Consider the following 19,907-nt stretch of genomic DNA (forward strand, 5'->3'; position numbering starts at 1 on the left):
CACTTCACCCTTCGCAATTGTTTCGGCAATCGTCCGCGGGTCCTTTTCTCCTTGCGGGGGAAGCAGACGCAGCTCCTGGCCGGCAAAAGCCCACCAGAACAACTCCCATACAGACACGTCGAACGTTACCGGCGTTTTCTGCAGCAGCACGTCACCATCCGTCAATGGATACGCCTTTTGCATCCAGTGCAGCCGGTTAACGACAGAGTGATGCTCAATCATAACGCCCTTCGGCTGACCTGTCGTCCCTGATGTGTAGATGACATAAGCCAAATGTTCGGGGCCGCTTACTGCATCCAAGTCGGAGCTGTCCGATGCGTATGCCGCCTCGTCCTCCAAGGCGATCATCTGCCCTGTAAAGAAGGAGACGCGTTCCTTCAAATGAGCTTGCGTCAACAGCAGCTTTGCACCAGAATCCTCCAGCATATAACGGATACGTGCTTCCGGGTGAGCGGGATCAAACGGCACATAAGCCCCGCCCGCTTTCAAAATCGCCATCACAGCGACAATCATGTCGAGCGACCGATCCGCCATGAGGCCCACGAGCGAGTCCGCCCCTACACCCGTATCGCGAAGCGTCCGTGCCAGCCGGTTCGCCTTTGCGTTCAGTTCTCCATAGGTCAGACTTTCGCTGCCCAGCGACACCGCTGTTTGCTCCGGTATTCGCGCCGCCTGCGCTTCTAACAGCCCGTGAATCGTCTGCTCCCTAGGAAAGTCCGCAGCCGTTGCATTGAACTTATTCTTGATTACTGTCTTTTCATCTTCCGTGATCAGCTCGAGCGCCTCCACAGCCAAATCGGGATTGTCCGCGATTTGCTGCAGCAAATGAATCCAATGGCTCCCGATACGTATTACATCCTCAGCTTCGAATACGCTGGCATTATATTGGAAACCCAGTGTAAGCTTCTGGCCCGGAATGATGGTGACGTTGAAATCATAATTCGTTTGCTCCCGAAACGCGACATTAGCAATCTCTATCCCATGCTCTTGCGCCATCTGACCTTCCATTTGCTCGCTCATCGGATAGTTCTCGAAGACGAGAATATGATTAACTAATTCCTGCTTCATTCCAATATCTGACTGAATTTGATACAACGGATACGATTGATGCCTTGCCGATGCCACGGCATCATCTTGTGTCCGGCGGATAAGTTCCGCTACCCGCTCTCCCTGCTCTTGGCGAATGCGAACAGGCACTGTATTAATGAATAGCCCGACCATCTGCTCTACATTCGGCAAAACCGCAGGCCGGCCTGACACGACGCTTCCGAACACGGTATCGGTGCTTCCGTTGTATTTTTGCAGCAGCAGCCCCCACGCGGTTTGCATCACAATATTCAGCGTCGTTTGCTGCTTTCTTGCAAGCCGGTGCAACGACTCCGACAAATCTTCGGCTATGGTCAGGTAACGGGTCTCCGGTACATCATTCTCATCGCCTGACAGCTTTTTATTAGCATAGGGCAGCAAGGTCTGGTTCTCATAAGAGGTTAAATAACCGGTCCAATAGCGGCTTGCAGCGGCATCATCTTGCTCTTCCAGCCACTGGATGAAATGACTGTAAGGGGTGACTGGCGAATGCTGCGGCTCCCTATGCGTCAACAGCGCGTAATAGATGTCGAACAACTCGCGGTACACCACCGGCAAGCACCAGCCGTCCATCACAATATGATGGAAGCTCCACAGCAGCCGGTAATGGTCATAGCCGGTACGAATAACGGTTATCCGCATTAATGCATCGCAGTTTAAGTCAAACCCTTCCTCCCTGTCGGCAGCAGCGGCTTCCTCTAAATAAGCAGCAAGCCGCTCCTCCGCAATCGATCGCGCATCCTCCATGCGCAGTACGAGCTGTTTGCTTCGGAAGACGACTTGAAGCGCTTCCTTCCAGCCGCCGTATATGTTCGTGCGCAGAACCTCATGCCGTTGTGCCAGCCTGTCTAGGCTTTGACGAAATGCCTCCTCGTCCAAATGCCCCCGCAAATCCATCGTCGATTGCTCGAAATACGCACCCGAATGCGGGTTCAACATACGGTGAAGCAGCATCCCTTTCTGCATTGGCGTAAGGGGATATACATTCTCGACCTCACCGATAGGCTTCGTTTGCTGCACCAACTGCTCCAAATCCTCTATCGATATGCCCTTCACCAGCACGTCACCAGGCGTCAGTTCCGCTTGCGCTTGCGAAGCACAGTGCCGGATGACCGCCTCCAGATTCTCTTTGAATAGATCGGCTAGCCGCTCGATATGCTCCTGTTCATACTGCTGAGGGCTGTAGCTGATCATCAAGTGGAGCCGGCCTCCTAGGATGATTCCGTTAATATCAAGCAAATAGGGACGCAAATTATTGGGACTTGACGTGGCTCCCGTACCATAATTGGACATCACCATGCCGCTTTGATTAAAGTCTTCGTCAAATTGTCCCAAATAGTTGAAGCAAACCTCTGGCTGTAGAACATAGGCTTCATCACCTGACCGTTCTACAGCGGCATAACGCAATAAGCCGTATCCGATCCCTTTACGCGGAACCCGGCGCAATGATTCCTTCACTTTCTTAATCGTCTGGCGCAAGCCTGAGCCTGCTCCTGTATTCAATAAGAACGGGTACAAGCTGGTGAACCACCCAACCGTTCTAAAGACGTCCACATCCGAACCAAGCTTCTCCCTGCCATGACCCTCCAGCGCGATCATAACAGAGTCCAGTCCTGCCCAGCCTTGCATAGCAAGACCAAGCCCCGTCAGCAGCAGATCATTCACTTCCGTATTGTAGGCGTGATGCGCCCGCCTCAGCAGGAGAAACGTATCGGCTTCATCCAGCTGGATCGATACGACGCGGCCATCGCGAACGAGAGCATCAGTTCCTTCCCTGTCTCTCGGCAGCCGTTGATGCTCCGCACGTTCAACCGCTTGCCAATATTCACGTTCTTCCTGCGGAAGCGCAGCATTTGCATAATCATGCATAGAGCTCGCCCATAACTGGAAGGAATCCGTCTTCTCTGCCAATTTGATTTCACCGCTTTCGCGGGCTTGCTCATAGCCGGACGACAAGTCCTCGAATAAAATCCGCCACGAGACGCCGTCGACGACCAAGTGATGAATGACGAGCAGCAGGTGATCTCCATCCTTGCACCGAAACAGTGCCGCCTTGATCAGCGGACCTGCACCCAGCTCCATGTTTTGCTGCAGCCGCTCGGCCTGTTCCTCAATCGCCAGCGCAATCCCTTCTGTCTCCCGGAGGTCTATGCACTCAAAGCTGAAAGACTCTCCTTCCCCAACTGCACGGTTCCTGCTCACAATTCCGGATTCAGCTTCAAGAAACACAAGGCGAAGTGCATCATGATGCACGGTTAACGCATTGATTGCCTTGCATATTGCAGCTTCATCAAATCCATCGGCACGATGCAGCAGCATGGCCTGATTATAATGGCTAGGCTTCGCCCATTTCTGCTCGAAAAGCCAGCATTGTATTGGCGTCAGCTTCGTCTCTCCAGTCACATCCCCTTGATCCGCCATTCGGCTAACCGCTTGAATCCGCTGAGCCAATTGAGCAATCGTCGGGAACTGAAACAGATCCTTCAGCTCCAGTTTGTAGCCAGCCTGATATAAGCGTGACGACACTTGGATAGATTTGATCGAATCACCGCCCAAATCAAAGAATCGGTCATGAATGCCGATTGTTTCACCTCCGAGAACATCCCGCCATATTTTGGACAAAATCATTTCCTTCTCGCTTTGCGGTGCCACATATTCAGAATCCAAACTGGCGACAATATCCAATTGCCGTAGCGCTTTGCGATCAGCTTTTCCATTGGGCGTAAGAGGAACCTCCTCCACTTGGATAAACTGCGCCGGTATCATGTACTCCGGCAGCGATGCCGACAGATAGGTTCTCCACTGGGAAACGAACATTTCCCTGTTTGCCGCTATATACGCGCAAAGATATCGATGACCGCTGCTGTCCGTCTTGTCCAGAACGACAGCCTGCTGAACGTCATCATGCTTTAGTAGCTGCGACTCAATCTCGCCCAGCTCCATCCGGTAGCCGCGGATTTTCACTTGATGATCCATCCGGCCCCTGTACTCCACGTGCCCGTCCGGCAGCCATCTCGCCAAGTCTCCCGTCCGGTACATTCGCTCCCCTCCGGCGAGCGGGCTTGCTGCAAACTTCTCCTCTGTCAGCTCCGGACGGTTCAAGTAGCCGCGTGCCAGACCTTCTCCCGCGATGCACAGCTCGCCGGTTACGCCTATCGGCTGCAATTGTCCGCTCGTGTTCACGATCAGCAGCCGGTGATTGTCGATCGGCTTGCCAATCGTCATTCTTGTCATGCCTGGTTCACAGCGCAAATGCGACACATCGACCGTTGCCTCTGTCGGCCCGTATAAATTAACCAGCTGCACTCGTTCGCCAAATATACGGTAGAACGCCTCCGCTTGCGATAGCGGCAGCGCTTCGCCGCTTACGAATATCGTCTTCAAGCTCGCCAGTTGCCTTAAACCCCGGCCCTCATTTTGCTCCACATAGTGCAGGAACATTTGAAACATCGAAGGTACAAAGTGAATGACCGTCACTTCACCCTTCGCAATTGTCTCCGCAATGGTCCGCGGGTCCTTTTCCCCTTGCGGAGGAAGCAGACGCAGCTGCTGCCCGGCAATTGCCCACCAGAACAGCTCCCATACGGACACGTCGAACGTTATCGGCGTTTTCTGCAGCAGACAATCGCCAGCCGTCAGCGGATACGCCTTTTGCATCCAGTGCAGCCGGTTAACGACAGCATGATGCTCAATCATAACGCCCTTCGGCTGACCCGTCGTCCCTGAGGTGTAAATCACATAAGCCAACTGTTCAGGTCCACTTACTGCCTCCAGGTCGGAGCTGTCGGATGCGTATGCCGTCTCGTCCTCCAAGAGGATAACCTGTCCGGTAAAGAAGGAGACGCGTTCCCGCAAACGGGCTTGCGTCAACAGCAGCTTCGCGCCGGAATCCTCCAGCATGTAGCGGATACGCGCTTCCGGGTGAGCGGGGTCAAACGGCACATAAGCCCCGCCCGCCTTCAAAATCGCCATGACCGCCACCATCATGTCGAGGGACCGCTCGGCCATGAGGCCGACGAGCGAGTCTGCCCCTGCCCCCGCGGTCCGCAGCGTCCGCGCTAACCGGTTCGCCTTCGCGTTCAGCTCTCCAAAGGTCAGACTCTCGTTGCCCAGCGACACCGCTGTTTGATCCGGTATTCGCGCCGCCTGCGCTTCGAACAGCCCGTGAATCGTCTGCTCCCTTGGGAAATCAGCAGCCGTTGCATTGAACTCATGCAATAATCGCTGTTTTTCTCGTTCTGAAAGCACATCTGCTTCCGATAATCTAACATTAGGATTCGTCGTCACCTGATTCACGATACGAATGAAATAAGCCATAAACTGTTCTGCAGATTGACGCTGGAACAAATCGGTGCTGTACGTCAAATTGAATTCAAAACAGCTGTTCGACAGCTTGCAGCTAAGACTCAAATCATAGAGGCTGACGCCCTGTGTTTGATTTTCGTACATATGATAGTAGAAAAAGGCGGTAGAAAAGATCGGATTCCGATTTAACGTCCGTACCGGATTTAATTGGGTCACCAACAAATCAAACGGATATTTCCGGTGTCTAATAGCTTCGACATTACGCTCCATGATGCGCTTCAGCAGTTGAACAAACGGCATATCCGGTTCCAATTGAACGCGCAGGCTGATCATGTTAATAAATAGACCGATTAATTGTTCCGTTTGTTTCGTTTCCCTTCCTCTAAAGGGGAACCCTACAATAAGATCCTCCTCACCCGAAATCCGATGAAGCATCATAAAGTAACAGGCCATTAGCAATATATTGGCTGAGCAATTCAATCGTTTGGCAGCTGCCAGTATTTGCTCTGTGAGTTCAGCATCAGCTTGGCTGAATATATGATCGCCCCGGTAAGACAAAACATCTGGCCGTGCATTATCAACAGGCAATTCTAGGACAGGCAGCGTGCCGCCTAGGTTGGACAGCCAGTAACGTTCACTGTGATGGAATTCTTCACTCTGCTCCCAAGCGGCCTGTGACTGTACCCAGTCCACAAAGCGAATGTCTGTTGGAGCAACAAGCGGCGTTCCCCCCGCGGCAAACGATTCGTAATAGGCCAAAAGCTCTTGCATTAAAATTTCAGCACTTGTCGCGTCAAAGATAAGATGATGTATATTGAAATAAACGATATAGCTCGTTTCCGACTTTTTGAATAGCTTTGCCAGCAGCAGCGGCTGCGACAAATCAAATGACCAGTACCGCAGTTTATCTCTGGCGGCAGCTATTGCGGCTGATGGATCATGCTCCCTAGAGCAGTCCACTACTTCGAGTTTATAAAAATGCCGGTTCTTAATGACTTGAAATGGGTGTCCGTCGATTTCCGTAAATACCGTTCTAAATACAGCATGACGGCGAATTACTGTATTCAGCGCTTCCTGAAAAGCAGCTGTATCCAGTTGGCGGTTCATCTCAGATATAAATTCCAAATTGTACGCTGTCGATTCCGGGTTCATCCGCTGCAAAAACCACATCGCTTTTTGCGTATGTGACAGCTCAAAGACGGCCTCCTTCTGCTCTTCTTTCTCCCCCTCTTCAAGCAGTCCTGCAGCTGCCGCAGCTTGCTCATAGGACATATGTGCTCCCGCCCAATAACGGTTTCGCTGGAAAGGATAGATCGGCAGCTCGATTCTTCGTCTATTTTCCATTCGATAATAGGAAGCCCAATCAACCTTCGCACCTTGAACGTACAGATTGCACAATAGGGACAAACGACCGGGCAATGCCTCGGCATCGATATGGTAAAGCTTCCCCGCCAAAGCGTTCGCAAGCTTGCTTAAGCTATCTGTTTCTTTCTTTTGCATCCGGGAAGATGACTGCTCATATAGCAGTCCCGCTTCTTCCTGTTGTACAAACCCTCCATCAATAAACGCTCCCAGTTGCTGCTTAAGCTCGGAAATGCTGCGGACGACGATTGCCAAGCGATAATCATAATGCCCCCGGCCTGTCGCCGCTGTATAGCATAAATCGCCGATATCTATCGAATCATTCAGATAATCGCGGTAATGGAGCAACAGCCGCTTAAAGCTTTCCTCGTTTTTAGCCGAAACGACAAACGGCCATAGCCGGGAGCCTCCTTTAGAGCTTGCCTGCTGTTCGAATTGCTGAACGACGACATGGCAATTCGTGCCGCTAAACCCAAATGCGCTGACCCCGGCTGTCCGGGGAACATCACTCTTCCATTCCGCCAATTGATCGTTAATGTATACCGGAGAATCGCTCAATTGCATATAAGGATTAGGCTCCTCGAAATGGAGCGTGGGCGGAAGCTGCTTATGCTTCATCGCCAAAATTACTTTTATAAGCGCTAACACGCCCGATGGTGCCAATACGTGACTAATGTTGGGCTTTAAAGCACTGAGCGCGCAAAACTGTTTTTTGGACGTGTACGGTTTGAAGGCGTTGGAAATGCCCTTCACCTCAATCGGATCGCCAATAATCGTCCCCGTACCATGACACTCCATATAGGAAACATGCTCCGGTTCAATATTTCCGGTTTGCCATGCGGAGATAATCACTTCCGTCTGGGCATCCGCATTTGGAGCCAGAATCCCATTCGAGGCTCCGTCGTTATTGACCGCACTTCCCTTAATAACCGCTTGAATAGGATCGCGATCGAGAATTGCTTGCCGGAGCGGCTTGAGCAGTACGACGGCCGCACCGTCTCCCCAGAGTGTCCCGCTGCTTGCTTTGTCGAACGTACGAATCATAGGCGAATCGGAAGTCAGACTTTTGTACTCGACATCTTGCATCCGGTCAATGGGGCTATAGTCGATATTGATGCCGCCAGCGATCGCATATTGGCATTCCTTGCTGCGAATCGATTGGCAAGCTAGATGGACGGCTACCAGACCGGAGGAGCATGCGGTATCAACCACCATTGCCGGTCCGCGAAAGTCCGACAAATAAGCCAATCGGCTGGCAACTATACTTGCATAGTTGCCGACCGTCGAGAGCATCGTTTCCTTATCGATAATGTCCCGGTAAATGGAATGGCTCGTTTGATCCCGCCCGATAAAAATCCCCGTTCGAGTGCCTCTTAAATAATCGCCGCCAGCGCCCGCGTTCTCGATCGCTTCCATACAGCACTCCAGCATAATGCGCTGGTAGGGGTCCATGGCGAGTACTTCCTCTTCGGACAGGCCGAAAAAATCGGCATCGAACTTGTCGATATCTTTCATGTAGCCGCCGTAACGAAGCGCGGCCCGAAGCTCTTCCATCGTCTTATCGCGATATGCTTCCTCTTGGCCGCTGTCAAAATAGTTTTTCAGATCATAAAGCCTGCCGGCTGGCAGCTTATCGATAAAGCTTTTTCCCGCAGCGATGTTGTCCCAGAACGCCTCCAGCGTCTCCGCCCCAGCGGTCCGGCAGGACATGCCGATGACGGCAATATCATCATCTATAGCCGATTGCGATTCATGCTCAAGCGCCAGCAGCAGCTTTTTCGCCTCTTCCTTCGCGATTGCTTTGGCGGACAGCTGCTCCAAAATCCAAGCTCTCAATTGCTCCATGCCAATATCATCTCCCCATCATTTTTGCTGCCTCGTGAGTTGATATTTTTCCTTGCTCCAGCAGTTCCAATATGTCGTCCAACTCCGGCTGCTCCGCATGAGCCGCTGCTTCATGCACATAAATGCCGGCTTGCTCCGGCATAAGCTTCTCGGCTATCGCGCTTGAAATCTTACGGACGGTCGGGTAGGTGAAAATGTCAGCCAGATCGATCGCTCCGGGGAATATCCCCTCCAGCTTGCGCGAAAGCTGTACGGCCATAATCGAGTCTCCGCCAAGCTCGTAGAAGCTTTCAAATACGTCGATCGTCGGATGTCCAAGAACCTCAGACCATATGAGAGAAACTTGTTTTTCAATGTCCGTCAGACTATCATGGTGTGAAAAGCTCGTCGCCACGGCACTATCGTCTGCCGTTTGAATATTCTGCTTCTCAGCAATCGCTCTAGACAGCTTATCGATGGAAGAATGGGTGAAAATATCAGCTAAATCGACCATGCCCGGAAAGTGCTCATCCAGCTTGCGTGACAATTGAACGGCCATCATCGAATCCCCGCCAAGCTCATAAAAGCTTTCGAACGGGTTGATCGCAGCTTGCCCCAGCACTTCGGACCATAAAAGAGAAACTTGCTTGACGATCGCGTTATGATCTATTGCCGCATGCACGGCAGAAACTGGCTGCTGGGTTTGAATTCTCTGTTCCGCAGCAGGAGCAGGATTAGGAGCAACCTTCCCTTTTTTCGCTTTTGCTTTAATACCCGGCGACCACAAGACGTCGAATGGAAGCTCGGGAGAAATTTGCGCATAATTCAGTTCCACAATGGCGGCATTGCTTATGTCCTTCCTCCATAAAAGATCCAACTGCTGAAAGGCGTCGCGGCTGCGGATCGATTGGAAAATCCCTTTCTCGTTGTCGACCTCGTGATCAAATGCCATGCCCAGCTCCTGCCATGCCGGCCAATTAATCGACAGCGTTCGTTTGCCCTTCCGTGCCCGATAGCGGGCATATGCGTCGAGAAATGCGTTGCCCGCCGTATAATCGCACTGGCCAATATAGCCGAATAATCCAGTGATGGACGAATAATAGATCATAAAATCAAGATCATCACCTTCGGTTAATTGATCAAGCAGCCAGACTCCCTCCGCCTTAGGTTGAAGTACGGACGTAAAGTCTGTCTCCTTCCGATTGTGAATCATATTGCCGCCTGCCACGCCTGCACTGTGCACCACTCCGGCTACTGACCCGAATTGCTGACGCAGCTCTTGGAACAACGCCGTCATATCATCAGGCGAAGCGACGTTCGATGCGTAGCAATGAATATGAGCGCCAAGCGCTTCAATCTCCCGTATCCGGCTAATCCTCTGTTTCAACCGATCATCAGTACCAGAGGATAAGATCGCATCCCATGTTGTCCTGTCAGGAAAAGCCGATCGATTGATTAGCGCGATATGTTTGGCGGAACAGCTCGCTAAATAATAAGCAGTCTCCAGCCCTAGCCCGCCCGCTCCTCCGGTAATAACATAAATGCCATTATTCCGCAGGGATGCAGGCGCTTGCTCATGATCGGAAAGCTCAGCGAGCTGAACGGTCTCGAATTGCTCTACGTATCTTTTTCCTGAGCGGAAGCTGACATCAGCCCGTTTGCCCTCAAAGGCTAGCTCCCTCCAGAGGTCAGCAACCTCTGTCTCAGCGTCGATATCGATGTTTTGGCAGACTAATCCGGGATACTCCTGGCGAACAACCTTCGATACGCCGAATAGACTGGCCGCGTATGGATGTAAAGGTTCAAGCCCCGTAACGGTGTGGACGCCTTGAGCGATGAAGAGCAGCTTGACCGGATACTGGAAGCTGCGGAGCTGCTTGGTCAAATGAAATAAGGAATACGCGCCTTGCTGCTGAGACTGCTTGAAGTGAGTGAACTCGTCCGCTTCCGTTCCTGCAGCGGTACGGAAATATACAATTCCGTTCACTTCCTGCAGCTGTTCCATCAGCCACTGATAGCTTTCCGCGTCCCCTGTGATGCAGATAACATCCTCTTGAGGAATGCGATTCTCGCGATCGAATGCAACCTCGATTACACGCGAGCCTTGTTCGCGGGTTTCAGTTACGAAACGCTCGCACAACCGGCTTTGCTCCCGGAAGACGACAACCGTCCCGAAGGTCTCAACTTCCTTCACGTCGTCAAGCGGACTTTCCACCCAGCCTACCCGATGAAACCAGTTCGCGTCGTCGCTGTTCAAGCTCTCGGCGCTGCGGACCTTCTTCATCGTAAAATTGGCGATTTCAACAAAGGGCTCCCCATTCTCACGATAGAGCGTCACATCATAAGAAATCGTTTCTTTATCACCTTGAGCTGCTACCGATGCTGCTTTCGTCTTGTAATGCGCGTAAAAACGGGAAGGCGTATCGCCGTAAATGCAAATCGAATCGTATTTCAGCGGCAAATAAAACCCGTCCGACCAAAAGCCTGAGCCTGATGTAACCGCCACATCGAGCAGAGAAGGATGCAGACCATACTTTGGCAAGTCCGCCAACAACGATTCCGACAGTTGCAGATGACCCAGCCACTCCTCCTCATCCTGAAACCACTCATGCAAGTCGATCCCCGACCATCTTGGCCCAAATGCAATTGGCCGGTGTGCAGTCGCTTCTCCTGCAATTTGCTTCCGGCGCACCGGACGGCTCCCTATCCGGCTCTTCAACTGCTCTAGATGTCCTGCTCGGACCGGCTGCGACGGAGTCGGCTGGATCATGCCTTCCGCATGCACGGTCCACGAATCATCCGCCGCTTCAGAACAGGAAACAATCGAGAATGCAGGCTGCTTCCCGCTTTTTGACACGATGAGATGTGCCCTTTTGCCGGGGCCGCCCGCAACGCTCATCGGGGTTAGAAATACAAGTTTCGAGATCTCGACGGACTGCCCTGGAAACATTTTTTCACCGATAAAACGGGCCATTTCCACGTACGTCGTACCGGGAATCGTCGGCTTTCCATAAATGATATGGTCGTGAAGCTCCCAATGACTGGTTACATCAAAGACCGTCTCATAAATATCTTGCTGGTGCGTCGCAACGAGTAACCGGTCGACTAGCGGATGCAATCTCGGCGATGATTCTGCCGCCAGGGATAATGTCGTGGTGTTCGGGCGGTCGAGCCAGCAGCGGTTTTTCTCGAAAGGATAGCCGGGCAAGCTCACTTTACGCCGCCTTTCGTTCCGGTATAGAAGCGGCCAGTCGATATCGGCCCCTCGCGTATAGAGCTGGCATAGTTCCCGGACAAGAGCCGCCGTATCGTTGTCTTCTGAATGCGTAATGCGTTGCGTCAATTCGGCAGCTCTCAGGGAAAGACTTCGTTTCTCGGACTCCGTGATTTCATGAACCGCTGCAAATTGCTTATCCTCAGTAATGATTTTATGACTGTTATAAAAGCGAGCCTCATCCGGAACCAGCGGCAATCCAGCTTCAGACAGCTGTTGCAGCGCATTCTTCAAATCATCCAAATGACGCACGATGATAGCGAGACGATGCTCATAATGCCCCCGACCCGTATTGGCTGTATAGCAGAGATCCACAACGGAAACTTGCTTGCGGCTTTGCAAAAAAGCGCTATAATTCAAAATCAGCCTCTCCAGCCCGCTTCTGGTTTTTGCCGATAAAGCCAAGATGTGCGGGATATGTGTTTGGGGGCTGCTTCCCGCCTCTGATATCGGCGGCTCCTCCAATACGACATGACAGTTCGTCCCGCTAATTCCAAACGCACTGACGCCGCAACGTCTTGGCGTTCCGCCAGTATTCCAGACCGATAGCGAAGCGTTGACGTATACGGGTGAATCTTCGATTTTCAAATTCGGGTTCGGCTTGTTGTAATGAACGGATGGCGGAAGCACACCGTGCTTAATCGCCAGTACCGCTTTCATTAGCCCGATAAGACCCGATGCACTGTCCAGATGACCAATGTTCGGCTTCACAGAGCTGACGGCGCAAAAGCTTTTCCGGTTCGTAAATCTTCCGAATGCCCGCTTCATGCCTTCAATCTCGATCGGATCGCCAAGCTTGGTTCCTGTTCCGTGAGCTTCGATATAGGTGATCGTCTCCGGCTCTACTTTGGCATCCTCCCAAGCGGCAACGATCAACTCCTCCTGCGCCTTCGCATTCGGAGCGGTAATGCCGATGGAATTGCCGTCATGATTCGTGGCGCTTCCTTTAATGACCGCATAAATCTGATCTCCGTCGGCCAATGCCTGCGCCACCGGTTTTAATAGAACGGCTGCAGCCCCTTCACCCCAGCTTGTCCCGTCAGCCTTCTCGTCAAATGCTTTTGCACGGTAATCGGGGGCGTCGATGTCCAGCACGCTTTGTTTGCCCGTAGGCATTAAGGAAATACGGATACCGCCAGCAAGTGCTGTTGAACATTCCTTGTTACGCAAAGCCCGGCAAGCTAAATGCACCGCGACGAGAGAAGATGAGCATGCAGTGTCGACCATCATATTAGGCCCGCTGAAATCGAATAAATAGGCCAGCCTTCCGGCGATTAGCGGCGCAATGTTTCCAGGCTTGGCTATTGACATCAGCTCGGGAAAACTTCTTTCAATCATTTCATAGTAGGAAGGCAGGCCGTTATAGCCGACGTATACTCCAGTTTTTGAGCCTTTCAGCCGAGTTCCCCCATAACCGGCATCCTCAATCGCTTTCCAGGCCGTTTCAAGAAAAATACGCTGGCTCGGGTCCATCAACGATGCTTCTTTGGGCGAGATTTTAAAATACGAATAATCGAATGCATCGATTTCCGGCAAATACCCGCCTTCCGCATAGGCTTCCGGCTCAGAGACGACGGCATGTCCGCGCAAATCATCCATCCTGCCGGCCGGAAACGGCTTGATGCAATCCTTACCGTTTTTCAGCAGCTCCCAATATTGATCCAGCGTTTCCGCTTGCGGTACACGGATCGACATCCCGATAATGGCAATTTCTTCGGTTCCCTCGTCTTTACCGGACTCCAGCATGCCAAGCAAGTCGGCTCCGACATATTTATCGATCTTACCGTCCACCGTGTTCTCAAATACATACCGGCTAATTTTGTTCATGCTTTCCCTCTTCTCTCCAAAAAGATTGTTTAAGCACTTCTTCTTTCGTAATCGTGCCGTTCTCGATCTCCTCGAACATGTTGAGATAGCGTTTTTTGCCGTTGCTTGCCTGGGAGCGGTCATTGGTCTCGCCCTTAGTCTCCTGAAGGAAGGCAGCAAGCTTTGAAATGGTCGGATAGGTGAATAAATCGACAATGGACACCTTGTCCTTGTACGGTTGCTGCAGCAAGGAGTGAATGCGAACCAATAGCAAGGAATCGCCCCCGATTTCGAAAAAATTGTCCTCCACATGAAAATCGTCGTAACCTAACACTTCTTGCCATAGAGCCGATACGTGCCTCTCCTCTTCCGTGTAGAGGTTGGCTGCGTTGCCGCTTAACGAAGCCGTCAGCACTCCGGTGCTTCTTGCAGATGTAAGTACCGGTGCTGCTTCCCTTGAACTGGCAAAAGATGTACGCCTTCTGCCGACTATGACAGCAGGAATATCCATTTGAAGCACCTCTTCAAACGCAAATAAAGCCTCCTCTGTCGTAATCGATTGAAAAGGACCTTCCGAATGCTGCACACCATAATTGACAGCCATTCCCGTCTCCGCCCAAGTCGTCCATTGAATGGCGGCTGAGTTCCGCTCGTACTGCCTCAGCCAATAGGAGAAGCCTTCCTGAAACGCATTGGCTGCCGCGTAGTCGCCTTGCCCGGCCGTACCGAGTAAGCTGGTTACGGAGGAAGAGAGCACGAAGAAATCCAAAGGCTCCGTTTGCGTCAACCGATGCAGCACTAGCGTGCCTTGAACTTTAGGAGAAAGCACCTCCTTGAACTGTTCAAAGCTTTTGCGAATCAGAAATCCGTCGCCGGCAAGTCCTGCGCAATGAACTACGCCATGAATAGCGCCATGCTTAGTCTGAATATCCCGAATGACGCTTTCCATGCGAACCGCATCCGCTACATCGGCATCGTACACCGTTACGCTGGAACCGGTCGCTTGAATATGTTTGATTCTCTCTAGCTGCGGCTTCCATTTCCCTTCTTCCGCCTCATCACCCAGATTAGACCAACGGTCCGGCTCGGGAAATTTGGAGCGGCTAACAAGCATTAGCTTGACAGGCTGTTGAGACGCAAGATAGGCTGCCACAGCCATCCCGATTCCTCCCAAACCGCCCGTAATTATATAAACACCGCCGCTGCGAACGGGAGGGGAAGCACCGGACACACTGTCATTATCAATGGGTATCAGCTGCTCGATATACCTTTTTCCTTCCCGGAATAGCGTCATATAGAACTCTATCGCGTCTCCATCTTGGTCGATTTCACTCACCAGCAGCCGCATGCTTGCCGGATTACCGTCAACGTCCAGACAACGGCATTTCAGATGCGGGTATTCATGGCGGATGACATGTCCAAGCGCAGCCATGGCTGTATTTTCCGGGCGTACATCCGCTTGCTGCCCCTTTATCCATTCGGCATTCGAGGTAATCAGCACTACATCGGTCTCTTTGCGATACTGATGATGAAGCAAGCTCCGCGTCAGGTGAAAGAGACTGTACACGCTTTGCTGCATTCGTGCCTCCAACATAGCGGCATCGAGTTCAGGCCCCTGCTCATCGCCGAACGAAACGGCATGAATGATCTGATCCGGCCTCCACTGAATGGCAGTTGCAGCGATTCGCTCATAGTCATCTTCCCGCCCTTGCAGCTTCACTTCGATAACGCGATGTGATAAATTCCGCAAGCCGTGAAGCAGCGACATCGCAAGCGGGTGCCCTACATGAACGACCATAATCGTCCGTGCTTGCTCTTCGCGCCACGGGCTGATTGCCTCGATGTTTGTCCATGATTTTTTGTGAAATAGTCCTTCGCGTCTTTCGAAACGAGATGATACCGGAGGCTCTGCCCAGCAACGCGTCTTGGCAAAAGGATACGTCGGGAGCGGAATCCTCCGGCTGCCGCTTGCATAGAGCGACTCCCAGCGCACATCAGCCCCATTTGCGTAGCCGCTGCCTGCCGCGTTTAACCGTTCCGTTAGGCTCACTTCTTCATTATGAAGCGCTTGGTTAGCCGTTTCTGATAGCATCCTGATTTCGGCCCGCGTTCGCTCGTACAAGTGCTGCTTCGTTCTCGTATCGTCAATTACGCTATGCTTGCCGTAATATACACCTTCTGTATCTATAGCTAAGTCATGTCTTATGGCCTGAATACCCTGATTCAATTTGTCTAGCAGCTCGTCCATATTGCCGAAAACAACGGATAAACGGTGAGAGTAATGCCCTCTTCCCGTATTGGCGGTGAAGCATAGATCCGCTAACCGGATATCACTGCCGTTCAGCCAGCCCTTGTACCGCTCTGCCAGACGAATCAATCCTTCCTCGTATTTGGCTGATAGATTAATAATGTAAGGCCCTTGATCCAGAGCGGGACGTTCCGCTTCGGACGATACATTCTCTTCCATCACTAAATGGCAGTTCGTACCGCTTAAGCCAAAGGAGCTGACGCCGCATCTTCTAGGATGAGTAAGCCCCTTGGGCCAATCAGCCAATTGATCATTGATATATACCGGTGAATCAATAAACGGAATGCTGCGGTTCGGACTTTCAAAATGGAGCAGCGGCGGGATTTTGCCGTAGCGAAGCGATAAAACCGCCTTCACTACCCCTGCGATGCCTGCAACGCTGTCCAAATGACCGATATGGGTTTTGGCGGAGCCAATTGCGCAAAATTGCTTTTTATCGGTATATTTGCTAAACGCTCTGCTGATCCCATCGATTTCGATAGGGTCGCCTAGCTTAGTCCCCGTGCCATGGGTTTCAATATATTGAATCGTTTCGGGATCGATACTAGCGTTTTTCCATGCCCGGACTATGACCTGTTCCTGGGCTTCATTGCTTGGAGCCGTAATGCCGACTGTTTTGCCGTCCTGATTAACGGCGCTTCCCTTGATGACGGCAAAGATATGATCGCCATCACTTTTCGCCTGCTGCAGCGGTTTTAACAGAACAGAGGCGACCCCCTCGCCAATTCCAGTTCCGTCGGAACGATCATCGAAGGATTTGGTCCGTCCGTCCGAGGAATGGATGCCAATATGGATTTCGGGTTCTATCGGAAGCAGATCCAACCTTACCCCGCCTGCCAGCGCCATGTCGCAATCCCCGCTTCTGATTCCCTGGCAGGCCATATGTATCGCAACAAGAGAGGAGGAGCAGGTCGTATCAATGACAAAGCTGGGGCCGCGAAAATCGAGCAAATACGCCAGCCGGCTTGCAATAATCGCATTCATATTTCCGGTCAAGGAAGTCTGCCACGCTTCGGGAGCCAGCCGCCTTACATAATCCGAATAGGCATGGGAGGTCGTGCCGTTGAAGCCGACATAAATGCCGGTATGGCTGCCCTTCAGCTTATTCCCTCCATAGCCTGCATTCTCGATCGTCTCCCAGGCGGTTTGCAGAAACAATCGCTGATGAGGATCCATATAGACGGCTTCGCCAGGCGTCATCCCGAATAGCTTATAATCGAATTGATCGATATTTTCCAAATAAGCGCCCTTCATAAAGGATATTGGACCTTTAACCAACTGAAGCTGTTGAAGCATTTGAATCGCATCCCGCTGCCGGGACTTAGGCAAAGACCGTATCGAATCTACTCCGGCTTCCAGATTGCCCCAAAAATCCGTATAATGATCCGCTTCCGGAAACTTGACTGACATCCCGATAATCGCGATATCATTTCCCGAAGCTTCCTCCACCTTCGCCGCCCCGTGAAAAACAGACCCGCTCAAGCCGAACAGTTTAGGCTTCATGCAGCGCCTCCAAAAAATAGCCTTGAACAAGCGGGCCAAACAGCGCTTCCGCATTCGTTTCTTCCAGCAGCTGCCGGAATCTCTTTTGCTGCTCGGCAACCGGAAGCTTTTTCGTATCAAACACGGATTTCAACATGGCCAACGCCTCACGTGCATGCCGCTCCGCAGCCTGCTTACCAGCTTGGGCGAGCTCCGTCTGCATGCGCTGGATTTCCCTGTAAGGCACGACAACCCCGTTATGATACTCTGTGTTGTTCCAATTATTGTTTTTGATACATACCGCCACGGCCAACGATCTTGAGATAATGCGGGAAAAAGACGCTGTCTCCGCGTCATGCCTCTCACCGGTTGCATAGGCGATATAATAGCTGCGGAAACGCGCCATGTCTTCTTCGGAATCCTGTGCAAACACATCGATACTGAATTGCCTGTGTTGCATAAGTTTTTGCAGCACTTTGGCCGGTCCAAGCTCTATTCCCTGCTTTACCCCTTGTCGTTCAAGAAAATGAACCGTCTTCACCCATTGTACGGGACTCGTCATTTGACGCGTCAACAACGTTGCAATTTCGCTTTGGCTTCCGTAAGGCATCGCAATTACATTGGAGATGACAGGAAATGATAACTCCGATACCGTGATTTGCGCCAGTTGCTCCTCCAGCCGAATGGCAGCCTCCTCCATCAACGGACTGTGGAAAGGCGCGCTGACCTTTAATGGAATGACAGTAGCCCCAAGCTGCGACAACGATTCAGCAGCCGCTTTAATCCCCTCCGCCAATCCGGAAATTACCGTCTGATCCGGTGAATTGTAATTGGAGATGCCGACGGAAGGGAATTTGCCGCATTCCACTTGTATTCGATCTGCATCAAGACCTGTCACGGCAGCCATCGCCCCGCTCCCGAGCCCTACCGCTTCTTGCATGAATTGTCCTCTGTGCCGGACAAGCCGGACCGCGTCTGTGAACGAGAGCGCTCCGGCACATGCGAGCGCTGAAAACTCTCCCAGGCTGTGGCCTGCGGCATAGTCCGGAATGATGCCGAATTCGTTCATGAACACCCGGAAGGCGGCGACACTTGCTGTAAGAATAGCGGGCTGGGCGTTAGCCGTTTTCGTTAATTCCGCCAGCGTACCTTCCGTACAAAGCTTCAGTAAATCGAATCCCAAGCTGTCGCTTGCTTCTTCAAACGTTTGCAAGGCAATCGCATAACGATCAGTTAATGTTTTGCCCATACCGATATACTGGGAACCTTGTCCCGGGAACAAAAATGCAATCATGCTTGAGTGGCCTCCTTATGTGCCGTCTCCTCCGAGACGAGCCAATGGATCATTGCAAGGTACTGATCGGTCCATGCTCTCATTGCATCTGTATGGAATCGGGAGCCAATATGGAAGGCCAGCTCTAGAGCCTCATGCCCATCCTGAACTTCAAGTACAAAATCGAACCAGTACAGGAAATTGACCGATTTTTGCAACTTGTCCTTCCGGTAAATGAGCGGAATAAGCGTAGCAGCATCCCGTTTTGCATGCGCGGCATCCAGCTCTTCTACAGCTATTCCTTCCCTTGATAACGCTTGTTCTGCTTCTGCGGCGAATTTGTAAAAGTCGCTTTCGTTTCCTTGAAACGTATAGCGGCAGCTCTGAATGACATTGGGCAAGTCATTCATAGTTTGAATCGACACCGTGCCCGATTCCGAGATGTCATAAAGAAGATACAGCATAACGGCTGTTAACAAGGAATAGACCGGCAGGTTCCGGTTAGCGGCCAGCTCCTGCAGCTTAATCCAGTCTCCTTCAACAAATGAATACCGGTAGAGAACGGATGTGTCAGGTGTACGTTGAATAAAAGCTCGCTCAGTAATTTCATTTCCGAGCAGCTTTTTTTGCCCGTTTCGGTTAATATGCCGGGCTAGCTGCGAGACGGTAGGATAGGCGAACAGATCCGCTACGCTCACTCGGCCCGGATAACGCTCCTCGAGCCAAAACTGCAGCTGCACCAACTTGATTGAATCGCCCCCTAATTCGAAAAACACGTCGTCCGCACCAATTGTTTGGACACCCGGCAGAAGTGCTTTCCATAATGATGCAATTTCCTGTTCCACCTGGTCCCTAGGCTTCTGTAGTAGAGCCGGCCCAACATCGTTGATCAGCGGTTCCGGCAGCGTTTTGCGATCCAGCTTTCCGTTCGGTGAAAGCGGAATCCGCTCCAATAATATAAAGGCTGCGGGAATCATATAGCCCGGCAGCACGGAACGGAGAAACTCCCTCAGCTCGACAGCCGGGTTAGCAATAGGGCAACCGGCTACAACATATGCGCAAAGATATCGATGACCGTTGGTGTCCGTCTTGTCCAAAACGACAGCCTGTTGAACGTCGCTATGCTTCAATAGCTGCGACTCGATCTCGCCCAGCTCGATCCGGTAGCCGCGGATTTTCACTTGATG

The 19,907-nt window shown here is 51.8% G+C and carries 5 protein-coding genes; all 5 read right to left on the minus strand.

The genetic code is table 11. From position 1 onward, the window contains the following. Positions 1-8,598, minus strand: an 8,598-nt coding sequence (locus IEX98_RS28705; RefSeq protein WP_188893095.1) for a non-ribosomal peptide synthetase, incomplete at its 3' end; no start/stop codon positions are given. A gap of 7 nt (positions 8,599-8,605) precedes the next feature. Beyond that, entirely contained in the window at positions 8,606-13,678 is a 5,073-nt protein-coding gene (locus IEX98_RS28710; RefSeq protein ID WP_188893096.1) for a type I polyketide synthase, read from the minus strand. Next, positions 13,665-17,468: an SDR family NAD(P)-dependent oxidoreductase gene (locus IEX98_RS28715; protein WP_188893097.1), complete on the minus strand. Its 3,804-nt coding sequence runs from the start codon at positions 17,466-17,468 to the stop codon at positions 13,665-13,667. Before IEX98_RS28715 ends, IEX98_RS28710 begins: the two co-directional genes overlap by 14 nt. Further along, positions 17,458-18,741, minus strand: a complete 1,284-nt coding sequence (gene fabD, locus IEX98_RS28720) for an ACP S-malonyltransferase (RefSeq protein ID WP_188893098.1) — start codon at positions 18,739-18,741, stop codon at positions 17,458-17,460. Before fabD ends, IEX98_RS28715 begins: the two co-directional genes overlap by 11 nt. Continuing rightward, a partial coding sequence (locus tag IEX98_RS28725) for a phosphopantetheine-binding protein (RefSeq protein WP_229692442.1) occupies positions 18,738-19,907 on the minus strand: 1,170 nt, incomplete at its 5' end. The genes fabD and IEX98_RS28725, both read right to left, overlap by 4 nt.

Origin of the sequence: Paenibacillus radicis (ex Gao et al. 2016), from assembly GCF_014641555.1 — a bacterium.
Lineage (GTDB): Bacteria > Bacillota > Bacilli > Paenibacillales > Paenibacillaceae > Pristimantibacillus > Pristimantibacillus radicis.